Genomic DNA, 17,111 nt, shown 5'->3' with positions numbered 1-17,111 from the left:
CTTCCCTTATTACTCTGCTGCTTTTTTCGTATTGCTCATCGAGGCGATGACTTTCTCACCCCATTTGAGCTGTTCCTTGAGGTCGTCGATGGCCTCGTTCAACTCGTCGCGTTGTTCCACCATGTCCTGAAGCCGCGCTTGGGCGACTTCATAGGTGCGCTGGAGTTGGGTCGCCTGCTGGTCGCCCATGTCATAGAGGTCGAGCAGCTGGCGGATTTCTTCGAGCGAGAAACCAAAGCGCTTGCCGCGCAGGATCAGCTTGAGCCGAGCGCGGTCGCGCTTGGTGAATAGGCGCTTCTGGCCTTCGCGGATCGGGAACAGGAGTTCCTTGGCCTCATAAAAACGCAAGGTGCGCGGCGTGACATCATAGGCGTCGCACATCTCGCGAATGGTCATTGTTGCATCGTGCATGGCGGTACCCCTGAGCTTGGCGTTCGTCATGATATTTGGTGTCTGAGCGCCGGGTTACAATGTTGCTTGACGTTAACGTAACTGTAACGCCGCGTCACTTCCAAAGTTGACGTGGCGTTTGTGAAGGTAAAGTGACAAATCTCGGAAAATAACGGAAATCTGACGTGGCGTCGCGACCGGACGAGCGAGAAGGCGCGCATGAAAAAGCCCCGGTCGCGGGGCGACGGGGCTTGCCTGAAGCGGGAACGTTTGTGCGGATCAGAGGGCTTTGAGAGCGGTTTCCGTCACGTTGCGCAGGGATTTCAGCTCGTGCATGGCTTCCTCGAGTTGGCTTTTTTGTTCCTCGAGTTCTGCGAACTGCCGGTCGGCCATCTCGATGAAGGCGCGCATCTGGGCCTCGGTGCCTTCCTGTTCGTAGATCAGGAGCCATTGGCGGATGTCTTCGAGCTTGATGCCGAATCTGCGGCCGCGCATGATCAGGGTCATGCGAGCGATCTCACGCGGACCGAAGTAGCGCGAACGGCCTTCGCGCTCTGGCTGAAGCAGTTCGATATACTCGTAATAGCGCAGGGTGCGGGGCGTCACATCAAAGCGCGCGCACATTTCCTTAAAGCTCAATCGGGTTTCGGACATTTCGCGTTTCTCCCTCCGCCGGAAACTTAGGACGCTGCGTGAGAAGGTGCAACCGCCCCCTTGCCGCGCCTGCGAAATAGGGATCATAGTCGGGGGTAAGTGACAAGGAGTGAAAAATGGACTCGGCAAAGATCAAGATGGCGGAACAGTTCATCAACCTTGTGCCGCACTGTAAGGCGCTGGGCATGAAGCTCACCTTGATCGAGGATGGCGTGGCAGAGATGGCGCTTGCCTATGACAAGAAGCTTGTTGGCGATCCGGAGACGGGGGTGCTGCATGGCGGCGCGATCTCGGCATTGATGGATACCTGTTGCGGCACGGCGGCGATGAGCCATCCGTCCTCGCCCGCAGGCACGGCGACCATCGACCTGCGGATCGACTACATGCGTGCGGCGACACCGGGGCAGGATGTGACAACGCGGGCCGAGTGCTATCATATCACGCGGTCCGTGGCCTTTGTGCGGGCGACGGCCTTTGACGACGACAAAAGCCGCCCAGTGGCCACGGCCTCGGGCGCCTTCACGGTGGAGAGGCAATAATGGCAATTAAGACACCCGAACCCGTGCAAATCGTAAAGCAACGCCGGGATGCGGCGCTTAGCGCCTTGGTGCATGGGGTGCCCTATGTGCAGTTCCTTGGAATCGAGTTCGACCGGCGCGGCGATGAGCTGACGGCGGTGATGCCCTATGATGATGGGCTGATCGGGAACCCGATGATTCAAGCGTTGCATGGCGGCGCGATCGCGGGGTTTCTCGAGGTGACGGCAGTGATCGGGCTTGCATGGTCTGTGCTTTGGGAAGAGCTCGAAAACGGCGAGATGAACATCGAGGACATCACCGCCGGGCAAATCCCGCGCATGCCCAAGACCATTGATTTCAACGTCGACTATCTCCGGTCCGGCCTGCCGCGCGATTCCTATGCGCGGGCGCGGGTCAACCGGTCGGGGCGGCGCTATGCCAGCGTTCATGTCGAAGCTTGGCAGGATCAGCGCGCGCGCCTCTTCGCGCAGGCGACAGGGCATTTCCTGATGCCGCCGCGCGACAATGGCTAGGGTTGGTGCGGTCACGCATCGACGCGTTCTCGCCACCGCCATCCCCATCGTGATCTCCAACGCGACCGTGCCAATCCTTGGCGCGGTCGATACCGGTGTAGTGGGTCAATTGGGCGAGGCGGCGCCGATCGGTGCGGTGGGAATTGGCGCCGTGATCCTGACGGGGATCTATTGGCTCTTCGGGTTTCTGCGCATGGGCACGACGGGTCTCACGTCACAAGCCTATGGCGCCGGACGGGCCGGGGAAGTGTCGGCCATGCTCACCCGCGCGCTGATGATTGGCTTGGCGGCGGGGGCGGGGATCATCCTGTTACAGCTGCCACTGTTCTGGCTTGGGTTCTATCTCTCTCCGGCGAGCGCGGAGGTCGAGGGTCTGGCGCGCGACTACCTTGCGATCCGGGTCTGGAGCGGACCAGCGGCGATTGCACTTTACGGGGTCAATGGCTGGCTCATCGCGCTTGAGCGGACGCGGGCCGTCCTTCTGTTGCAGATATGGATGAACGGGCTCAACATCCTTCTTGATCTGTGGTTTGTGCTTGGCCTCGGCTGGGGCGTCGAGGGGGTTGCTATTGCGACCTTCCTTGCGGAATGGAGCGGTCTGGCCTTTGGTCTCTGGCTTTGCCGGGATGCGTTCCGGCAACCTGCGTGGCGCGATTGGGGGCGGGTGTTCGACGCAGTGCGTCTGCGCGAGGTGATGGCGGTCAATACCGACATCATGCTGCGCTCGCTCATGCTTCAGGCGATCTTCATGTCCTTCCTGTTCCTCGGGGCACGGTTTGGCGATGTAACGCTCGCCGCGAACCAGGTGTTGATGCAATTCCTCGCCATCTCAGCTCATGCGCTTGACGGGTTCGCCTTTGCCGCCGAGGCCATCGTCGGTCAGGCGCTTGGGGCGCGTGATCGGGCGACGCTGCGGCGGGGGGCATGGCTTGCGAGCCTGTGGAGCACGATCATCGTTCTGGGCGTGTCGGTCTTCTATCTTGTCGCGGGCGGGTGGCTCATCGACCTTCTGACCACGGCGCCAGAGGTTCGGGCCGAGGCGCGGCGTTATCTGCCGGAGGTGGCGCTGGCGCCGCTTCTCGGAGTGGGGGCGTTCATGCTCGACGGGATATTCATCGGCGCGACACGCACGCGCGACATGCGCAACATGATGGCGCTTTCACTAGTGATCTACGTGGTCGCGGCGATGGCCCTGATCCCAGTGTTTGACAATCACGGGCTCTGGCTTGCGCTATTGGTTTCGTTCGTGGCGCGGGGCTTGACGCTCGGGATGCGCTATCCGGCGCTCGAGCGCGCGGCAGAGGTCTAAGCGGTCTTCAGCCCGAGATTTTGCGCGCCGTCGCTGCGGCGGCCCGGATTTCCTCGGCGATCTCCTCGGCCTCGTCGGGCGAGAAATCCATCGGAATTTCGAGTCCGTCGGCTTCGATGAAGATCCGCACAAAGCCTTGGTCGGTTGGGCCGATCTGAAGGTTGGCTTCGATGTCGCGTTCGGTATTAATGCCCATGACGGTTCTCCTCGTGGCTGGCTTTTCGCCTATCGTGAAGCGCGTCGCTTGGCAAGATGGCACCGGGGGAGGGCTGCCTCGAGGAGCGGGCCAAAAAATCGCGATTCCAGACTTGCAATCGCCGGGCGCTGACGATAAATCCGCCCCAGTGCCGCCTTAGCTCAGTTGGTTAGAGCGCCTGATTGTGGATCAGGAGGTCCCCCGTTCGAGCCGGGGAGGTGGTACCACTCTTCTTTCTCAGGGTTTGTTGATCGCGATGCTCTGGCGCAAGGTGCCGGTAAGTTGGTCGTAGATCAGGATGCGGTTGTCGTCGGTTACGACGGCCCACCAGCCTTCGCCAATGGTCAGTGCCGTGGCGGTCACGCCTTCGGGCAGCGTGATCTCGGAGGGCATTGTCGGTCCGGTCTCATTGAGGCGGATGACAATCAGGGCGACAACCACTAGAAGACCGACAATCATGATCCCTGTCAGCCCTGTCACGAGCAGGCGCAGGAATCGCAAGTTTGCCGGTTCAATCGGCTCGGGAGTCTCGTTCATGGCCTCATCCCTCGTCTCGTTCCGGATCCATGAGGACCCGCCCAAGCGCCTTGATAAGGCGCTTTCGCGCGATGTTCCAGAAGAAGCGGCGCTCTCGCGCACACGGCTGGCGCGTCTGTTGGGCGAGGGGGCGGTGCTGCTCAACGGGGTGGTGACGGAAGATGCAAAGGCCAAGGTCGCAGAGGGCGACCTCGTGGAGATTACCGTGCCGGTTGCCGATGAGAGCCATATCGGGCCAGAGGATATCCCGCTTGAGGTCATCTATGAGGATGCGGACCTTATCGTGATCAATAAGCCCGCGGGCATGGTCGTGCACCCTGCGCCGGGCACGCCGAACGGCACGTTGGTCAATGCGCTCTTGCATCACTGCGGCGATAGTCTTTCGGGCGTCGGTGGAGTGCAGCGGCCGGGGATTGTGCACCGCATCGACAAGGAGACCTCTGGTCTTCTCGTGGTCGCGAAATCGGATCGCGCGCATCAGGGGCTTGCGGCGCAGTTCGAGAAGCACACGGTTGAGCGCTATTACAACGCGGTCGTCTATGGCGTGCCGGATGCCAATGACCCACGTCTGCGCGGTGTGAAGGGGGTCAGCTTTGAAAGCGGCAACATCATGCGGATCACCACGCAGCTTGCGCGGCACAAGACCGACCGTCAGAAACAGGCTGTGCTGTTTCATGGCGGGCGGCATGCGGTGACGCGGGCGCGGATTGTCGAAGCCTTTGGCGCGCCAGGGGTTGCGGCATTGGTGGAGTGCTGGCTTGAGACGGGGCGGACGCATCAGATCCGGGTTCACATGGCCCATGCGGGACACGGGTTGATCGGGGATCCGGTCTATGGCGGACGGCGCAAGCTCTCGGAAAAGGCGCTTTCGCCGGATGGGATCGCGGCGGCCAAAGGGTTCGCTCGTCAAGCGTTGCATGCTGCGGTGCTTGGGTTCGAGCATCCGGTCACGGGCGAGATGATGCGCTTTGAGGCGGCGTTGCCTGAAGATATGACCGCTTTGATCGCTGCGCTACGCGGTTAGGCCCGCGCGCCGCGACCGAACAAGAGCCAGAGCGCGAGGCTTGTTTCCGCGACAACAGGGATCAGGTAGGCCGGTTGCATCAGCGTGTTCAGGTCAGGCGCGAAGAACCGAGTTAGACTGCCGACAAGATAGACAAGACCAGAGGCAGCGATGCCAAACGGGAGCCAGCGTGGTGGGCGGCGCGTGGCGTGCAAGAGCCAAGCCATCACGAAGCAGTTGAGTGCGAAGAAGATCAGCCCGAGGTCATAGCCTGCTGCGTGGCGAGCGATGAGGGGCAGGGGATGGGCCACCTCGGGCGCGGGCCAGACCAGCAGAGCATTTGCGACAAGGATCGCCGCCTGAATGAGGCGCAAGAAGGTTGCGGTGATCGCGGCGGGGCGATGCACGCATTGCAACATGCGCAGAAAGACGAAGGCGACGGCGATATCAAACGCGGCCATCGTGAGGTCAAACCCCACCGAAAGACGAAACCTTAGGGTCTCGCGTCCGAGAGCGGCCGCCGTAGCAGCACCATCGCTCCAGTCTATGAGGGGGCCGCGGAGGGCGACCTCGCCGGTCAGGCCGAGGAGAATGATGCCGAGATAGAGCACCCCGGCGAGTCGGGCGAGGCGTGCAAAGGCGGGGTTGGTCATCGGATCGTCCATCTGTTCTGCGCGTCAGAAGTATAGCGCGCGGGGGTTTGAGAGAGAAATGACGTTGATTTTAGGCGGTTCTGTGTGTTTGCGCACATGGAGGGTGCAATAAGGCGGTGCTTATGGAAATACAGCACACAAGCGCGTGAGACTGTGGTAATCTTTGTGACAAAGCGACAGGAACGCCCTCATATCGCGTTCAGAAATTGATGGGCCGGCGCTTGAAAGGTTGTTAGCGCCAACCTATCTCGATGTTAAGCCCTATAACATTGGAGGGGGACACGACATGAGCAACTATGCAAATCTACCGGCACCGACGCCGGAAGGCGGTCTGAACCGCTACATGCAGGAAATCCGCAAATTCCCGCTCTTGGAGCCGGAAGAAGAATACATGCTGGCCAAGGCTTGGGTCGAGCAGGAAGATACGGAAGCCGCACATAAAATGGTGACCAGCCACCTGCGCCTCGCAGCGAAGATCGCCATGGGGTATCGCGGTTATGGTTTGCCGCAGGCCGAGGTGATCTCGGAGGCCAATGTGGGTCTGATGCAGGCGGTAAAGCGGTTTGACCCGGAAAAAGGGTTCCGCCTTGCGACCTATGCGATGTGGTGGATCCGGGCGAGCATTCAGGAATACATTCTGCGGTCCTGGAGCCTTGTGAAGCTTGGCACGACCTCGGCTCAGAAGAAGCTCTTCTTTAACCTGCGCAAGGCGAAGGCGCGGATCGGCGCGCTTGAAGAAGGTGATATGCGCCCCGAGAACGTCAAGCGTATCGCGCATGATCTTGGTGTCACCGAGGAAGAAGTGATCTCGATGAACCGCCGCATGAGCGGTGGGGATGCGTCGCTTAATGCCCAGATCGGCACCGAGGGCGAAGGCACGATGGAGTGGCAGGACTGGCTTGAAGATGAAGACGCCGACCAAGCTGCCGATTACGAAGCCCGCGACGAGCTTGAGGCGCGTCGGGCGCTTCTTGCAGAGGCGATGGATGTGCTCAACGATCGCGAGAAGGACATCCTTGCGCAGCGACGCCTGGCGGACAAGCCGGTGACCCTCGAAGAGCTGAGCGGCCAGTATGACGTGAGCCGGGAGCGTATTCGCCAGATCGAGGTGCGTGCCTTTGAGAAGCTTCAGAAGCGGATGCGGTCGCTTGCGGCAGAACAAGGGCTTTTGACCTCGGCCTGATCGACGCCCCCCCTTTGAAAACAGGAAAGGCGGTGCCCCCAAAGGGCGCCGCCTTTTTCGCGTGATGCGGGGCGTGCTGGCGAAGGCTGGCGGGCTGCGGAATTGATGTGGTTTGGAAAACCGGGCTGGCACGAGCGGCTGGCACAAGAGAATTGCCCATCTGAGCGATGGTTTGGCTGGCTGGAGACATTGGGTGGCTGTTGCGTGCTGTCTGGCGTGCCCGGAGGCTGGCGAGATGGCTTGCTGTAGCGGCCTGATGAGTCTGGCTTGCTGCAATTCTTGAGACCGTCCTACAGCGAGTCGCAGCCGCGCGCAAGGAAAATTGTTTGATTTCAAATAGTTGATTGATTTTGTCGGGAGTTTGCGGCGCGCGCCGTCTAGCCTTCCCAAGGTGGCGGCACGGGCATGCCGTCCACCCGCACCTCGCCTTCTTCGTTGTCGAGCACCACGGGGCAGTCAAACAGGGTCAGCGTCGGGCGGGCGCCGAAGCGGCCTTCCATCCAGTCGGCCCAGCCCTCATTGAACCAGGCCTCGGCATCTTCGCGGCTATCGAATTCATAGATCCCGTCACCGCCGGCCTCGTTGTTGAGATAATATTTGCGGCGCAATCCCTTGACCTTGTGAAAGATCTTTGTCGACTCGAGCGACTGAGCTGTCACCAGATCTCGGGGGCGTTTGCCCCCGGGCAGCGGGATTTGAACCAGGGCGATGATCATGGCGCACCCGTCAATTCAGGCGCGCGCGCAAGACGCGGATCATGTTGTCGCCCATGACCTTGCGGATCTGTGCTTCGCTTACGCCGATATCCATCAGCGCCTGGGTCAGCGCGGCCAATTCGGATGTGTCGAAGGCAGTCGCGACCGAGCCGTCGAAATCCGAGCCGAGCGAGACATGATCCTCGCCCACGAGGTCAATGGCGGCCTTGATGGTCTTGGCGACTCCGGCGGGGCTATCGTCGCAGGTCACGTCGGCCCAGTAGCCAATACCGATCACGCCCCCGGAAGCGGCGATGCGTTGCATCAGGTCGTCCTCGTAGTTGCGCTTGACCGGACAGTTGTTGCGGATGCCTGTATGGCTCACGACGATGGGAATGTCGGTCATGGCCAGCACATCCTCGGCGACCTGTGGGCTCGAATGGGCGATGTCGAGGATGAGGCCTCTATCGACCACGGCTTGCACCAGTTCACGGCCAAACTCGGTCAGGCCATGATTGCCGTCGCCATGCAGTGAACCGCCGATGGCGTTGTCGAAGAAGTGTTGCAGCGCAATCAGACGATAGCCCGCGTCCTGAAGCCCTTGCAGGTTCTCAAACTTGCCTTCGAGCGGATGCGCGCCTTCGATCCCGAGGATGCCTCCCACCACGTCCTTGCCCTGAGCGCGCGCGGCGAGAAGGGCGTCGAGATCTGTCTCGGATTTGATGATACGCAGTTTGCCGTCGGAGTTTTCTTGGAAATCATGCAATTTCTCGGCTTGGTAGAGGGCGCGTTCATAAAGAGAGGTCCATGTGCGCATTGGCCAAAGCTGCCCGACGGCGAGAAGGGTGATGTTGTCCATGGCGTCGGTTTCGTTGTGCTCGTAGTTTTGGCCAGCGGGGGATTTCGTCACGGCGGTAAAGACTTGCACCGCGACATTTCCCTCGATCAGCCGCGGGATATCCACCTGTCCCCGTGAGCCGCGCTCTAGCAGATCGCGCTTCCACAGAAGGCTGTCGGCGTGCCAATCCCCGATGATCAGGGTCTCGTGCAGCGCCTGTGCCGCAGGCGTCACCGGATAGGGATCGTGCGCGGCCACAGCGTTGCGTTGTTCTTCGACATATGCCGGGGCAAAAGTGACAAAAGCGATGATGGCGATGAGGCATAGCAGCAAAAGCCTGCCGAGCCATTTTCCGAACGTGCGCATGGGGTCCTCCGTTTTCGGGGAGGGTAGGCGGCGTGGAGATTCGCGCAAAGGGTGACGTGACGGGATTGCGGCGGTAGGATCGGGGCGAAAGGAGACCGCCATGGCCGGAGGATGGGCGCGCGACGGCGCGGTGAGCGAGCAGATCGAAGCGACGATCAGCGACGAGCTTCAGCGGATGAAGGCAAGAAAAACCCCTGTGGGAGAAAGCCTTACCCATTGCGCCGAATGTGAGGAAGAAATTCCCCAGAAGCGGCGCGAGGCCATACCGGGTGTGAAGCTTTGTATTGAGTGCCAAGAGGAACGCGACGGTGCGTTCAAGGCACGGGGCGGGATCAATCGGCGCGGTTCCAAGGATAGTCAGCTCAAGTAACGGCGCTGCGACTCGAGAGGTTAATGCCTTCAGGGGCGGTCGGTATCACGTCGGTATTATGTCGGTATTGCGTCTGTATCGACCTCGGAAATCACATCGTGAATGCATCGTGCGGAGGTAAGATTCCTTTCATCGAGATCGGTGCGGACATGTTGGAAACTCCGGGTGCGGGTCGTGGGGGCTTTTCTCCGGTGAGAGGCTCGGCGATAGTCTCGCTCGCGAAACAGGACGACAGGAGGCCCCGATGGCCGAGAGAGATTTCAAGGTGCGCGCCCTTGGCGAGATTGCCATCCGCTGTGTGGACCAACCGGCGATGATCGCTTTTTACCGGGATGTGATCGGGCTTGAGCCGATGAATGACCCGGAGACAAGCCCGATCGCGTTTCTAAAGATCGCCGAGGGGTTTGCCGGGCATACAACGATCCTTGCCTTGTTCCGGCATGACATCGAAGCCGCGGGGCGGACCCGAGGAAGCACCGAGCCGCCTGCAACCGGGCCGGGATCATCGCTGCATCACATTGCCCTTACCGTGCCTTGGGAAGAGCAAGAGGCGGTCATGGCGTGGTATGAGTCGCTTGGGCGGGAATATAACGTCGAGTATTTCGACTGGGTCGGCTGGCGCGGGGTGTTTACCTTTGATCCCGATGGCAACACTGTCGAGCTTGTCGCACAAGACCCGACTTGGCACGCGCCCACAGAGGGCGGCACGGCCTAGGGGCGGGGCATGGTGAGCCGCATGATGTATTGCGGCCCCGCCGCACCACCGAGGTAATCGGCGCCCGTGTCTTCAAAGCCGCTCTTGAGGTAGACCGTCTTGGCGCGCGGGTTGCGGTGGTTCACGGTCAGGTAGCAGGCCGCTGCCACCGGGTAGTGCTCTGGCAGGTAGCTCGCGAGTGCGCGGCAGGCGAAGGTTGCGATGCCGCGCCCCTGTGCGCGGGTGTCGACCGAGAACATGCGCAACCCGATGGTGCCGGTTTCGGCAAAATCATGCGCGTCCGCATAGGCGCGGTCGATGGCGAAGAAGCCAACGACCTTGCCGTCTTCAAGGATCATATGCCCATCACGATCCGGCCCGCCCATGGCCATGACCTCGGGCGGGGGGCTTGCAAAGACCTGTTGGTCGGGTGGCAGATGGATATCTGCGACGAGATCAGTGCGGTCCGGGGGAAGGGGGGCGAGGGTGATCATGTGCCTATTCCGGTCAGAGGGGCGCGTTTGATGCACAGGTTGGTTTGGTGGGTTGAAAACCCACCCTACCGAGTGCGGCCGCAGGCGGGATTCACCCCTCCATCGCCTCCAACTCGTCGATCATGTCGGAGATCATGCTGAGGCCTTTGTCCCAGAATTTCGGATCGGACGCGTCGAGGCCGAAGGGCGCGAGCAGCTCCTTATGGTGTTTGGAGCCACCCGCCTTGAGCATGTCGAAATACTTGTCCTCAAACCCTTCGCCGCCCTCGGCATAGACTGCGTAGAGCGCGTTCACGAGGCCGTCGCCAAAGGCGTAGGCATAGACGTAGAAGGGCGAGTGGACGAAATGGGGGATGTAGGCCCAGTAGGTCTCATACCCGTCCATGAAATCAAACGCCGGGCCGAGGGATTCCGCCTGCACCGACATCCAGAGGGCGTTGATATCCTCGGGCGTCAGTTCGCTTTCGCGGCGGGCGGCGTGGAGCTTGCATTCGAAATCGTAAAAGGCGATCTGACGCACCACGGTGTTGATCATGTCCTCGACCTTGCCGGCGAGAAGCACTTTGCGCTGTTCCTTGGTCTCGGCGTTGTCGAGCATTTTGCGGAAGGTCAGCATCTCGCCAAAGACCGAGGCGGTTTCGGCCAAGGTCAGCGGCGTGGAGGAGAGCATTTCGCCCTGATCGGCGGCGAGCACCTGATGCACGCCATGGCCGAGTTCATGGGCGAGAGTCATCACGTCGCGCGGTTTGCCGAGGTAGTTCAGCATCACATAGGGGTGCACATTGGTGACGGTCGGATGGGCAAAGGCGCCGGGGGCCTTGCCGGGTTTGACGCCTGCGTCGATCCAGCCCTTGGTAAAGAACGGCTCGGCAATCTCGCCCATGCGGGGATCAAAGGCGTTGTAGGCGTCCATGACCAGCTTGCGTGCCTCGTCCCAGCCCACAGTCTTGGTTTCTTCCATCGGCAGCGGCGCGTTGCGGTCCCAGACCTGCATGCGGTCGAGGCCGAGCCATTTGCGTTTCAACTCGTAATAGCGGTGCGAGAGTTTCGGATAGGCCGCGACCACGGCGTCGCGCAGCGCATCGACCACTTCGGGCTCTACATCGTTGGAGAGGTGGCGGCCGGTCTGAGCCGTCGGCATCTTGCGCCAGCGGTCGACGACCTCTTTTTCTTTGGCGGCGGTGTTGTGGACGCGGGAGAAGATCTTGATGTTTTCGGCGAACACACGGGCCAACTCGCGCGCGGCCATCTCACGCTTGGCGCGGTCCTGTTCGGTGAGGTAGTTGAGGGTCGTCTCGATGCCGACCTCTTCGCCTTCCATCTCGAAGGTGAGGCCCGCGATGGTCTCATCGAAGAGGCGCTCCCACGCATCGCCGACCACGCCGAGATCGTGGAGGAATTTCTCCAACTCATCCGAGAGCTGATAAGGCTTCATGGCGCGGATGCGGTCGAAGACAGGCTTGTAGCGGGCAAGCTCGGCATTGGCGGCAAAGGCGGCGGCGAGCGCGTCATCTTCGATCCGGTTCAGCTCGAGTGTGAAAAAGACCAGCGGCGTGGTGAAATTCGTCAGCTTTTCCTGACAGTTCGACATGAACTGTGCGCGTTCGGCGTCGGTTGTCAGTTGGTAGTAGCGCAGACCCGCGTAGGACATGATGCGTCCCGCGACCTGATTGATCTTCTCGTTGCGCAGCACGCAGGTCAGGAGGGCATCGGCGTCGAGGCTTGCCAGCTTGCCTTCGTAATCGGCGGCAAAGGCGGCGCATTCCTTCTCAAGAAAGGCCATGTCGGCCTCAAGTTCCGGCGCGTCGGGGGAGGTATAGAGGTCGCTCAGATCCCATTCGGGCAGGTTGCCAAGGCCATCGGAGCCGGAAGTGGCGTTTGCGTCGCGCACGGGAAAGGGAAGGTTGAGCATGGATCGCCTCTGGTTTGTTGGGTCTGTTGGGAGAAGAGATAGGCAGAGGGGGCGGGCAGGTGCAAGGGGCGCGCTTCAATTCCTCGCGGGCTTGGGCTAGGTCTTGGGCAAACGACTAGGGAGAGAGCGATGAAATTCCTGCGCTATGGTGAGATGGGGGCAGAAAAGCCCGGTGTGTTGGATGGGGAGGGCCGGCTTCGGGACTTGTCCGGTGTGGTGGAGGATCTGGCGGGGGATGTGCTGGCCGATCTGCCGCAGGTGGACCCCGAGAACCTGCCGCTTGTTGAAGGCGATCCGCGCATTGGGGCGCCCGTGGGGGGGGTGGGCAAGTTCATGTGTATCGGGCTCAACTATTCCGACCATGCAGCGGAAGCGGGGATGGACCTGCCGAAGGAGCCGATCTTGTTCATGAAGGCGACGAGCGCGATCTGCGGGCCGAACGATACGGTACGCCTGCCGCGCGGGTCGGAGAAGAGCGACTGGGAGGTGGAGCTTGCGGTGGTGATCGGCAAGCCTGCGAAATATGTCAGTGAAGCCGAAGCGCTTGATCACGTGGCGGGCTATTGCGTGGCCAATGATGTGTCCGAGCGCGCCTTTCAGACCGAGCGCGGTGGGCAATGGACCAAGGGCAAGAGTCCGGACACGTTCGGGCCATTGGGGCCGTGGCTTGTCACGCCGGACGAGGCGGGCGATCCGCAGAATCTTGGGCTATGGCTCGACGTGAACGGCGAGCGGCGGCAGACGGGCAGCACCAAGGCGATGGTCTTTGGCGTGGCGGAGGTGATTTCCTACCTGAGCCAGATGATGACGCTTCAGCCCGGCGACGTGATCGCGACGGGAACGCCTCCGGGGGTCGGTATGGGGATGACACCGCCGGTCTACCTTCGGGATGGCGACGTGATGGAGCTTGGCGTCGAGGGCCTTGGGGCGCAGCGCACGCCGGTTGTCGCGGATAGCTGAGATTTAGCGTGCGGCGGCAATGATGCGCCGCATGAGGGCGAGGAACTGAACTTGTTCCTCGGTCGAAAGAGGGGCGAGCGCAGCGGTGTTTTCCGCCAGCGCCGCCTCGGTCGCGGGGGCCTCGAGGGCGCGGGCGTGGTCGGTCAGCCAGACCCGTTGCACACGCCCGTCTGTCGCGTCCTTCAGCCGGGTGATGAGCCCGTCGCGCTCCATCCGAGCGAGCGTGTTGGCCATGGTCGCCTGTTCGATGTCGAGCCGTTCGACCAGTTGCTTTTGCGTCAGCCCGTCTTCTTCCCAGAGTTCCAGAAGCGCCGGGAAGGTGCCGATGGTCAGGCCAAGCGGCTTGATCCGCGCGGCGAGGCCACGGGCGAAGACGCGGGCGAGATGATTGACGAGATAGCCCGCCGAGTGATCCTTGGAAAATGTCATGGGGGTTTCTAGCACTTGAATAGCCTGCTATGCAATTATATATAGCAAGCTATGTTGATTGGGAGAGACGACATGATGACACGGATACACGCAGGGGCGGGCGCGGTGGCGCTTGGGATGATTTCGGTTTTCTGGCTTTCGACGGTCTCGGTCGAACTCATGGCAGATGCGGCGCGCATTGCACAGGTCAAGCATATGATTTTATGGGGATTCCTTGTCCTCGTGCCAGCGATGGCGCTGGTGGGCGGGACGGGATTTCGGCTTGGTCAAAAGCTGCGCGGGCCGGTTGTCGAGAAGAAACGCAGACGGATGCCGTTCATCGCGGCGAACGGCCTTTTGATTCTCGTGCCATCTGCGTTCTTCCTTGCGGCCAAGGCGCAGGCGGGAGCCTTCGATACGGCGTTCTATGGGGTGCAGGCGCTCGAGCTTGTTGCGGGGGCAGTCAATATCGCGCTGCTCGGGGCGAATATGCGCGATGGGCTTCGGCTCGCGGCGCGGCGGCGAAATCTTTGAGAGATTTCAGGCTGTCTTCTTTTTGAAGATATCCGGCGGGTGAAAATTTGTTCCGCTTTCGTTCTTTTGTCTGTAGGGTGATGCGTGACAGGAGAGGGAGGGCGTCAGATGGGCGAACAAGAGGCGAAATACGAACGCTTGAGGGCGCTGCATGCGCGGGAGGGCGCGTTTGTCATTCCAAATGCTTGGGACGCGGGATCGGCGCGTTTGTTGAGCGGGCTGGGGTTCGAGGCGTTGGCGACAACGAGCGCGGGCTATGCGTTTTCCAAGGGCAAGCGCGATTCCTTTGCAGCACTCAGCCGGGCGGAAATCCTTGCCAATGCCGGTGAGATCGTGGCGGCGACGGGATTGCCGGTATCGGCGGACCTTGAGGATGGGTTCGGGGAAGCGCCCGAGGACTGCGCCGAAACGATTCACGCCGCCGCCCGGTTTGGCCTTGTGGGCGGGTCGATCGAAGATGCGACAGGCGATCCGAGCGACCCGATCTATGACATGGGGCTGGCTGTGGCGCGCGTTGAGGCCGCTGCGGAGGCGGCGCGGGGTTTGCCGTTTCTCCTGACGGCGCGCGCAGAGAACTTTCTTTGGGAGCGGCCCGACCTTGATGACACGATTGCGCGATTGCAGGCGTTTTCCGAGGCGGGTGCGGATGTGCTCTATGCGCCGGGGCTGCCGGATATCGCAGCGATCCGGACGGTCTGTGCGGCGGTGGACAAGCCGGTGAATGTCGTGATGGGCCTGACGGGGCCGCGCTATTCGGTGGCTGAACTGGCCGAGGCGGGCGTCAAGCGGGTCAGTGTTGGCGGATCGTTTGCGCGCGCGGCGCTGGGCGGATTGATGCGCGCGGCGGAGGAGGTCAGGACACAGGGCACGTTCGACTATGCCGAAGATGCATTGCCCGGCGCGGTTATCAGTGCGGCGATGGATCAGGGGAGAGCCGGGGATCGGCGCTAGGCCGGATCAGGCGGTTTGCCGTGCCGCCTTGTGGCGCGCGAGGTGCGCGTCGAAGAAGGCGGCGCAGTCGGCATGGACCTTGTCGCGGATGGCGGGCAGTTCCATGAGCACCTCGTGTTCGGCGCCGTCGATCACCACCAATTTCCCATTTGGCCAGCCCGCCATGCGGTCCTTGATGGCTTCCGGGTCGACGATTTTCTCGTCGGTGCCGAGGAAGGTCAGGCAGGGCATGTCAGGTGCGGGACGGGCGGCAAGGGTGCGCATTTCCATCAGCGCCTCGTTCAGCCAGTGCAGGCTTGGCCCGCCGAGGGCCATGTCGGGGACTTGGCGCATCTGTTCCTGCATGTAGGTGTACATGTCGGGATCGTGCGTGAGGCTATTGCCTTCGAAGGGTTCGGCGAGGACATAGGTCTCGGCCTTGGTGCCGGGGGCGAGGCGGGTGCCTGCGCCGACGCGGCGGCCTGTCCAGCTTAGCGCCCAGGCGGCAGGACGCATGACCGAGGACATCTGGATGCCCCACATCGGGGCGCTGAAGGCGGCGGCGTTGACCGGCAGGCCGGACATGACCGCGCGCAGCCCGATGCAGCCGCCCATGGAGTGGCCGATCAGGAACCACGGTTTCGGCATCTCAAGCGCCTCAAGCGCCGAGAGCATCGCCGCAACATCGTGTTGGTAATCGGGGAACTGATCGACATAGCCCGCGTCGCGGTCGTCGATCAGGCGATCGGCCAGACCCTGACCGCGCCAGTCGATGGCGGCCATGGCATAGCCCTGCGCAGCAAAGTCCGCGGCGGAGCGGCCGTATTTCTCGATATATTCGGTGCGGCCCGGAAACATCAGGACCGTGCCCTTGGCATCGGGTTTTTGCCAATGGGCGACGCGAATACGCACCCCGTCCGAGGTCTTCAGCCAAACCGCGGCGCCAGTCTCGGGACCGTCGGCCACATTGGCGTGAAAGGGGGCGGGGTGCATGTCTCGCATCAGCTCAGGACCGTGCCGAGCTGCATTGCCTTGCCCATATCGCCATCGACGGTGAGCTTGCCCGACATGAAGGCGGCGGTGGGGTTGGTGTCACCTTCGAGGATCGACTGGAAGGTTTCGGCGTCGGCGGTGAGGGTCACGTCGGCCTCGTCATCGGCGGCGCGGGCGCCGTCGGAATCGATCATCACGGCGCCTTCGCCGTCGATCACGAATTTGGCCGTGCCGTCAAAGCCGCCATCGCCAAGTTTTTCGTTCAGGGCCGCCACTGCGGCAGTCACGATATCGCTCATTGGTCCTCTAGTCCTTTTTCCTGGGGCGGGGCCTCTGGCATTTTGGCCGCCGCGCTCTAATATACATACTGTTATGGGTATCCTACGTCGCTTTCTCAAACCTATCGTTGCGGCAACTTTTGGCGCAATGGTCTTTTTGCAATCTGGCCCGGTGCGTGCCGCCGAGCTTGAAACGCTTATGCAACGGTTGCGTGACGCGGATCCTACCGAAGCGGACAAGATTGTGCGCGAGATCGAGCTTGAATGGAGCAAATCCGGCTCGGCCAGTGCGGATTTCCTGCTCAAACGCGGGCGTGCCGCGCTCGAGCGCAAGGAGGTCGAGGCGGCGATTGATCACCTGAGCGCGCTTGTCGACCATGCGCCGGGATTTGCCGAAGGGTATGTGACGCGGGCGGCGGCCTATTTCGAGGCCGGGCTTTATGGTCCCGCGCTGAGCGATCTTGAACAGGCGTTGGCCCTCAACCCCGACCATTTCGGCGCATTGATCGGATTGGGGTCGATCTTTGAGATGCTGGAGCGGCATGAAGACGCCTGGGAGGCCTATCGTCTCGTCAGGGCTATACATCCGACACATCCCAAGGTTACAGAGGCGCTCGACAGACTCGAGCCGCTGGTCAAGGGCCAGACTCTCTAACGCAATAA

The 17,111-nt window shown here is 61.6% G+C and carries 23 protein-coding genes and 1 tRNA gene; 12 read left to right on the top strand and 12 right to left on the bottom strand.

Annotated features, from left to right (window positions below):
- Positions 1-9: 9 nt before the first annotated feature.
- Both MK745_RS05135 and MK745_RS05130 read right to left on the bottom strand, forming a co-directional pair.
- Positions 10-411: a MerR family transcriptional regulator gene (locus tag MK745_RS05135; protein WP_243612201.1), complete on the bottom strand. Its 402-nt coding sequence runs from the start codon at positions 409-411 to the stop codon at positions 10-12.
- Positions 412-669: 258 nt separating this feature from the next.
- Positions 670-1,044, bottom strand: a complete 375-nt coding sequence (locus tag MK745_RS05130) for a MerR family transcriptional regulator (RefSeq protein WP_243612200.1) — start codon at positions 1,042-1,044, stop codon at positions 670-672.
- A gap of 116 nt (positions 1,045-1,160) precedes the next feature.
- Between MK745_RS05130 and MK745_RS05125 the strand changes: the two genes are divergently transcribed.
- The 3 genes from MK745_RS05125 to MK745_RS05115 are packed head-to-tail and all read left to right on the top strand — an operon-like array spanning position 1,161 to position 3,404.
- Positions 1,161-1,583: a PaaI family thioesterase gene (locus MK745_RS05125; protein WP_243612199.1), complete on the top strand. Its 423-nt coding sequence runs from the start codon at positions 1,161-1,163 to the stop codon at positions 1,581-1,583.
- Entirely contained in the window at positions 1,583-2,095 is a 513-nt protein-coding gene (locus tag MK745_RS05120) for a PaaI family thioesterase (protein WP_243612198.1), read from the top strand. Before MK745_RS05125 ends, MK745_RS05120 begins: the two co-directional genes overlap by 1 nt.
- Entirely contained in the window at positions 2,088-3,404 is a 1,317-nt protein-coding gene (locus MK745_RS05115) for an MATE family efflux transporter (RefSeq protein ID WP_243612197.1), read from the top strand. The genes MK745_RS05120 and MK745_RS05115 overlap by 8 nt, the downstream gene beginning before the upstream one ends.
- Positions 3,405-3,411: 7 nt before the next feature.
- On the opposite strand, the gene MK745_RS05110 is transcribed toward MK745_RS05115, so the two are convergent.
- Positions 3,412-3,600, bottom strand: coding sequence for a DUF6324 family protein (locus tag MK745_RS05110; RefSeq protein ID WP_243612196.1), 189 nt, complete (start codon positions 3,598-3,600; stop codon positions 3,412-3,414).
- A gap of 150 nt (positions 3,601-3,750) precedes the next feature.
- Here MK745_RS05110 and MK745_RS05105 point away from each other — a divergent pair.
- A tRNA-His gene (locus tag MK745_RS05105) sits at positions 3,751-3,827 on the top strand.
- A gap of 10 nt (positions 3,828-3,837) precedes the next feature.
- Here the strand turns inward: MK745_RS05105 and MK745_RS05100 are convergent.
- Positions 3,838-4,137 (bottom strand): DUF6476 family protein, encoded by a 300-nt coding sequence (locus tag MK745_RS05100; RefSeq protein WP_243612195.1) that lies wholly within the window; start codon positions 4,135-4,137, stop codon positions 3,838-3,840.
- On the opposite strand from MK745_RS05100, the gene MK745_RS05095 reads away from it, so the two are divergent.
- A complete protein-coding gene (locus tag MK745_RS05095; RefSeq protein ID WP_243612194.1) occupies positions 4,136-5,161 on the top strand; it encodes an RluA family pseudouridine synthase in 1,026 nt (341 codons plus the stop codon). The two genes, MK745_RS05100 and MK745_RS05095, sit on opposite strands and share 2 nt — an antisense overlap.
- On the opposite strand, the gene MK745_RS05090 is transcribed toward MK745_RS05095, so the two are convergent.
- Positions 5,158-5,805 carry a DUF4386 domain-containing protein gene (locus tag MK745_RS05090; protein ID WP_243612193.1) on the bottom strand — a complete coding sequence of 216 codons (648 nt, stop codon included), beginning with the start codon at positions 5,803-5,805 and terminating at the stop codon, positions 5,158-5,160. The genes MK745_RS05095 and MK745_RS05090 overlap by 4 nt on opposite strands.
- A gap of 274 nt (positions 5,806-6,079) precedes the next feature.
- Between MK745_RS05090 and rpoH the strand changes: the two genes are divergently transcribed.
- A complete protein-coding gene (rpoH, locus tag MK745_RS05085; RefSeq protein WP_243612192.1) occupies positions 6,080-6,976 on the top strand; it encodes an RNA polymerase sigma factor RpoH in 897 nt (298 codons plus the stop codon).
- Between the two features lie 377 nt (positions 6,977-7,353).
- Here rpoH and MK745_RS05080 read toward each other — a convergent pair whose 3' ends face one another.
- Both MK745_RS05080 and MK745_RS05075 read right to left on the bottom strand, forming a co-directional pair.
- The gene (locus MK745_RS05080) at positions 7,354-7,692 is read right to left on the bottom strand and encodes a hypothetical protein (protein WP_243612191.1); all 339 of its coding nucleotides are present in this window, start codon (positions 7,690-7,692) and stop codon (positions 7,354-7,356) included.
- A gap of 10 nt (positions 7,693-7,702) precedes the next feature.
- Positions 7,703-8,875, bottom strand: a complete 1,173-nt coding sequence (locus tag MK745_RS05075) for a dipeptidase (RefSeq protein ID WP_243612190.1) — start codon at positions 8,873-8,875, stop codon at positions 7,703-7,705.
- Positions 8,876-8,975: 100 nt separating this feature from the next.
- Between MK745_RS05075 and MK745_RS05070 the strand changes: the two genes are divergently transcribed.
- Both MK745_RS05070 and MK745_RS05065 read left to right on the top strand, forming a co-directional pair.
- Positions 8,976-9,245, top strand: coding sequence for a DksA/TraR family C4-type zinc finger protein (locus tag MK745_RS05070; RefSeq protein ID WP_243612189.1), 270 nt, complete (start codon positions 8,976-8,978; stop codon positions 9,243-9,245).
- Positions 9,246-9,489: 244 nt separating this feature from the next.
- Positions 9,490-9,960 carry a VOC family protein gene (locus tag MK745_RS05065; RefSeq protein WP_243612188.1) on the top strand — a complete coding sequence of 157 codons (471 nt, stop codon included), beginning with the start codon at positions 9,490-9,492 and terminating at the stop codon, positions 9,958-9,960.
- Here MK745_RS05065 and MK745_RS05060 read toward each other — a convergent pair.
- Both MK745_RS05060 and MK745_RS05055 read right to left on the bottom strand, forming a co-directional pair.
- A complete protein-coding gene (locus tag MK745_RS05060; RefSeq protein WP_243612187.1) occupies positions 9,957-10,433 on the bottom strand; it encodes a GNAT family N-acetyltransferase in 477 nt (158 codons plus the stop codon). The two genes, MK745_RS05065 and MK745_RS05060, sit on opposite strands and share 4 nt — an antisense overlap.
- A gap of 91 nt (positions 10,434-10,524) precedes the next feature.
- Positions 10,525-12,345, bottom strand: a complete 1,821-nt coding sequence (locus MK745_RS05055; protein WP_243612186.1) for a M3 family oligoendopeptidase — start codon at positions 12,343-12,345, stop codon at positions 10,525-10,527.
- Between the two features lie 129 nt (positions 12,346-12,474).
- Here MK745_RS05055 and MK745_RS05050 point away from each other — a divergent pair, with 129 nt between their 5' ends.
- The gene (locus MK745_RS05050) at positions 12,475-13,305 is read left to right on the top strand and encodes a fumarylacetoacetate hydrolase family protein (RefSeq protein WP_243612185.1); all 831 of its coding nucleotides are present in this window, start codon (positions 12,475-12,477) and stop codon (positions 13,303-13,305) included.
- A 3-nt stretch (positions 13,306-13,308) separates the two neighbouring features.
- On the opposite strand, the gene MK745_RS05045 is transcribed toward MK745_RS05050, so the two are convergent.
- Entirely contained in the window at positions 13,309-13,734 is a 426-nt protein-coding gene (locus MK745_RS05045) for a MarR family winged helix-turn-helix transcriptional regulator (protein ID WP_243612184.1), read from the bottom strand.
- A gap of 72 nt (positions 13,735-13,806) precedes the next feature.
- Here MK745_RS05045 and MK745_RS05040 point away from each other — a divergent pair, with 72 nt between their 5' ends.
- Positions 13,807-14,247 carry a hypothetical protein gene (locus MK745_RS05040; RefSeq protein WP_243612183.1) on the top strand — a complete coding sequence of 147 codons (441 nt, stop codon included), beginning with the start codon at positions 13,807-13,809 and terminating at the stop codon, positions 14,245-14,247.
- 108 nt (positions 14,248-14,355) lie between these two features.
- Positions 14,356-15,198: an isocitrate lyase/PEP mutase family protein gene (locus tag MK745_RS05035; protein ID WP_243612182.1), complete on the top strand. Its 843-nt coding sequence runs from the start codon at positions 14,356-14,358 to the stop codon at positions 15,196-15,198.
- Between the two features lie 6 nt (positions 15,199-15,204).
- On the opposite strand, the gene MK745_RS05030 is transcribed toward MK745_RS05035, so the two are convergent.
- Together MK745_RS05030 and MK745_RS05025 are read right to left on the bottom strand one after the other, a co-directional pair.
- Positions 15,205-16,170, bottom strand: coding sequence for an alpha/beta fold hydrolase (locus MK745_RS05030; RefSeq protein ID WP_243612181.1), 966 nt, complete (start codon positions 16,168-16,170; stop codon positions 15,205-15,207).
- Positions 16,171-16,178: 8 nt separating this feature from the next.
- Positions 16,179-16,469, bottom strand: a complete 291-nt coding sequence (locus tag MK745_RS05025) for an SCP2 sterol-binding domain-containing protein (RefSeq protein WP_243612180.1) — start codon at positions 16,467-16,469, stop codon at positions 16,179-16,181.
- 127 nt (positions 16,470-16,596) lie between these two features.
- Here MK745_RS05025 and MK745_RS05020 point away from each other — a divergent pair, with 127 nt between their 5' ends.
- The gene (locus tag MK745_RS05020; RefSeq protein ID WP_243612179.1) at positions 16,597-17,103 is read left to right on the top strand and encodes a tetratricopeptide repeat protein; all 507 of its coding nucleotides are present in this window, start codon (positions 16,597-16,599) and stop codon (positions 17,101-17,103) included.
- Positions 17,104-17,111: the final 8 nt, after the last annotated feature.

It is taken from the genome of Shimia aestuarii, assembly GCF_022814865.1.
In the GTDB taxonomy this organism is placed as follows: Bacteria; Pseudomonadota; Alphaproteobacteria; order Rhodobacterales; family Rhodobacteraceae; genus Shimia; species Shimia aestuarii_A.
The sequence above is the reverse complement of the archived record's forward strand: the minus strand, read 5'-3'. Positions and strand labels throughout refer to the sequence as shown.

Excerpts from the sequence above, each read along its gene's own strand:
- MK745_RS05135 (WP_243612201.1), bottom strand. The coding sequence starts at position 411 with ATGCACGATGCAACAATGACCATTCGCGAGATGTGCGACGCCTATGAT.
- MK745_RS05130 (WP_243612200.1), bottom strand. The coding sequence starts at position 1,044 with ATGTCCGAAACCCGATTGAGCTTTAAGGAAATGTGCGCGCGCTTTGAT.
- MK745_RS05125 (WP_243612199.1), top strand. The coding sequence starts at position 1,161 with ATGGACTCGGCAAAGATCAAGATGGCGGAACAGTTCATCAACCTTGTG.
- MK745_RS05120 (WP_243612198.1), top strand. The coding sequence starts at position 1,583 with ATGGCAATTAAGACACCCGAACCCGTGCAAATCGTAAAGCAACGCCGG.
- MK745_RS05115 (WP_243612197.1), top strand. The coding sequence starts at position 2,088 with ATGGCTAGGGTTGGTGCGGTCACGCATCGACGCGTTCTCGCCACCGCC.
- MK745_RS05110 (WP_243612196.1), bottom strand. The coding sequence starts at position 3,600 with ATGGGCATTAATACCGAACGCGACATCGAAGCCAACCTTCAGATCGGC.
- MK745_RS05095 (WP_243612194.1), top strand. The coding sequence starts at position 4,136 with ATGGCCTCATCCCTCGTCTCGTTCCGGATCCATGAGGACCCGCCCAAG.
- MK745_RS05100 (WP_243612195.1), bottom strand. The coding sequence starts at position 4,137 with ATGAACGAGACTCCCGAGCCGATTGAACCGGCAAACTTGCGATTCCTG.
- MK745_RS05090 (WP_243612193.1), bottom strand. The coding sequence starts at position 5,805 with ATGGACGATCCGATGACCAACCCCGCCTTTGCACGCCTCGCCCGACTC.
- rpoH (WP_243612192.1), top strand. The coding sequence starts at position 6,080 with ATGAGCAACTATGCAAATCTACCGGCACCGACGCCGGAAGGCGGTCTG.
- MK745_RS05080 (WP_243612191.1), bottom strand. The coding sequence starts at position 7,692 with ATGATCATCGCCCTGGTTCAAATCCCGCTGCCCGGGGGCAAACGCCCC.
- MK745_RS05075 (WP_243612190.1), bottom strand. The coding sequence starts at position 8,875 with ATGCGCACGTTCGGAAAATGGCTCGGCAGGCTTTTGCTGCTATGCCTC.
- MK745_RS05070 (WP_243612189.1), top strand. The coding sequence starts at position 8,976 with ATGGCCGGAGGATGGGCGCGCGACGGCGCGGTGAGCGAGCAGATCGAA.
- MK745_RS05065 (WP_243612188.1), top strand. The coding sequence starts at position 9,490 with ATGGCCGAGAGAGATTTCAAGGTGCGCGCCCTTGGCGAGATTGCCATC.
- MK745_RS05060 (WP_243612187.1), bottom strand. The coding sequence starts at position 10,433 with ATGATCACCCTCGCCCCCCTTCCCCCGGACCGCACTGATCTCGTCGCA.
- MK745_RS05055 (WP_243612186.1), bottom strand. The coding sequence starts at position 12,345 with ATGCTCAACCTTCCCTTTCCCGTGCGCGACGCAAACGCCACTTCCGGC.
- MK745_RS05050 (WP_243612185.1), top strand. The coding sequence starts at position 12,475 with ATGAAATTCCTGCGCTATGGTGAGATGGGGGCAGAAAAGCCCGGTGTG.
- MK745_RS05045 (WP_243612184.1), bottom strand. The coding sequence starts at position 13,734 with ATGACATTTTCCAAGGATCACTCGGCGGGCTATCTCGTCAATCATCTC.
- MK745_RS05040 (WP_243612183.1), top strand. The coding sequence starts at position 13,807 with ATGATGACACGGATACACGCAGGGGCGGGCGCGGTGGCGCTTGGGATG.
- MK745_RS05035 (WP_243612182.1), top strand. The coding sequence starts at position 14,356 with ATGGGCGAACAAGAGGCGAAATACGAACGCTTGAGGGCGCTGCATGCG.
- MK745_RS05030 (WP_243612181.1), bottom strand. The coding sequence starts at position 16,170 with ATGCACCCCGCCCCCTTTCACGCCAATGTGGCCGACGGTCCCGAGACT.
- MK745_RS05025 (WP_243612180.1), bottom strand. The coding sequence starts at position 16,469 with ATGAGCGATATCGTGACTGCCGCAGTGGCGGCCCTGAACGAAAAACTT.
- MK745_RS05020 (WP_243612179.1), top strand. The coding sequence starts at position 16,597 with ATGGTCTTTTTGCAATCTGGCCCGGTGCGTGCCGCCGAGCTTGAAACG.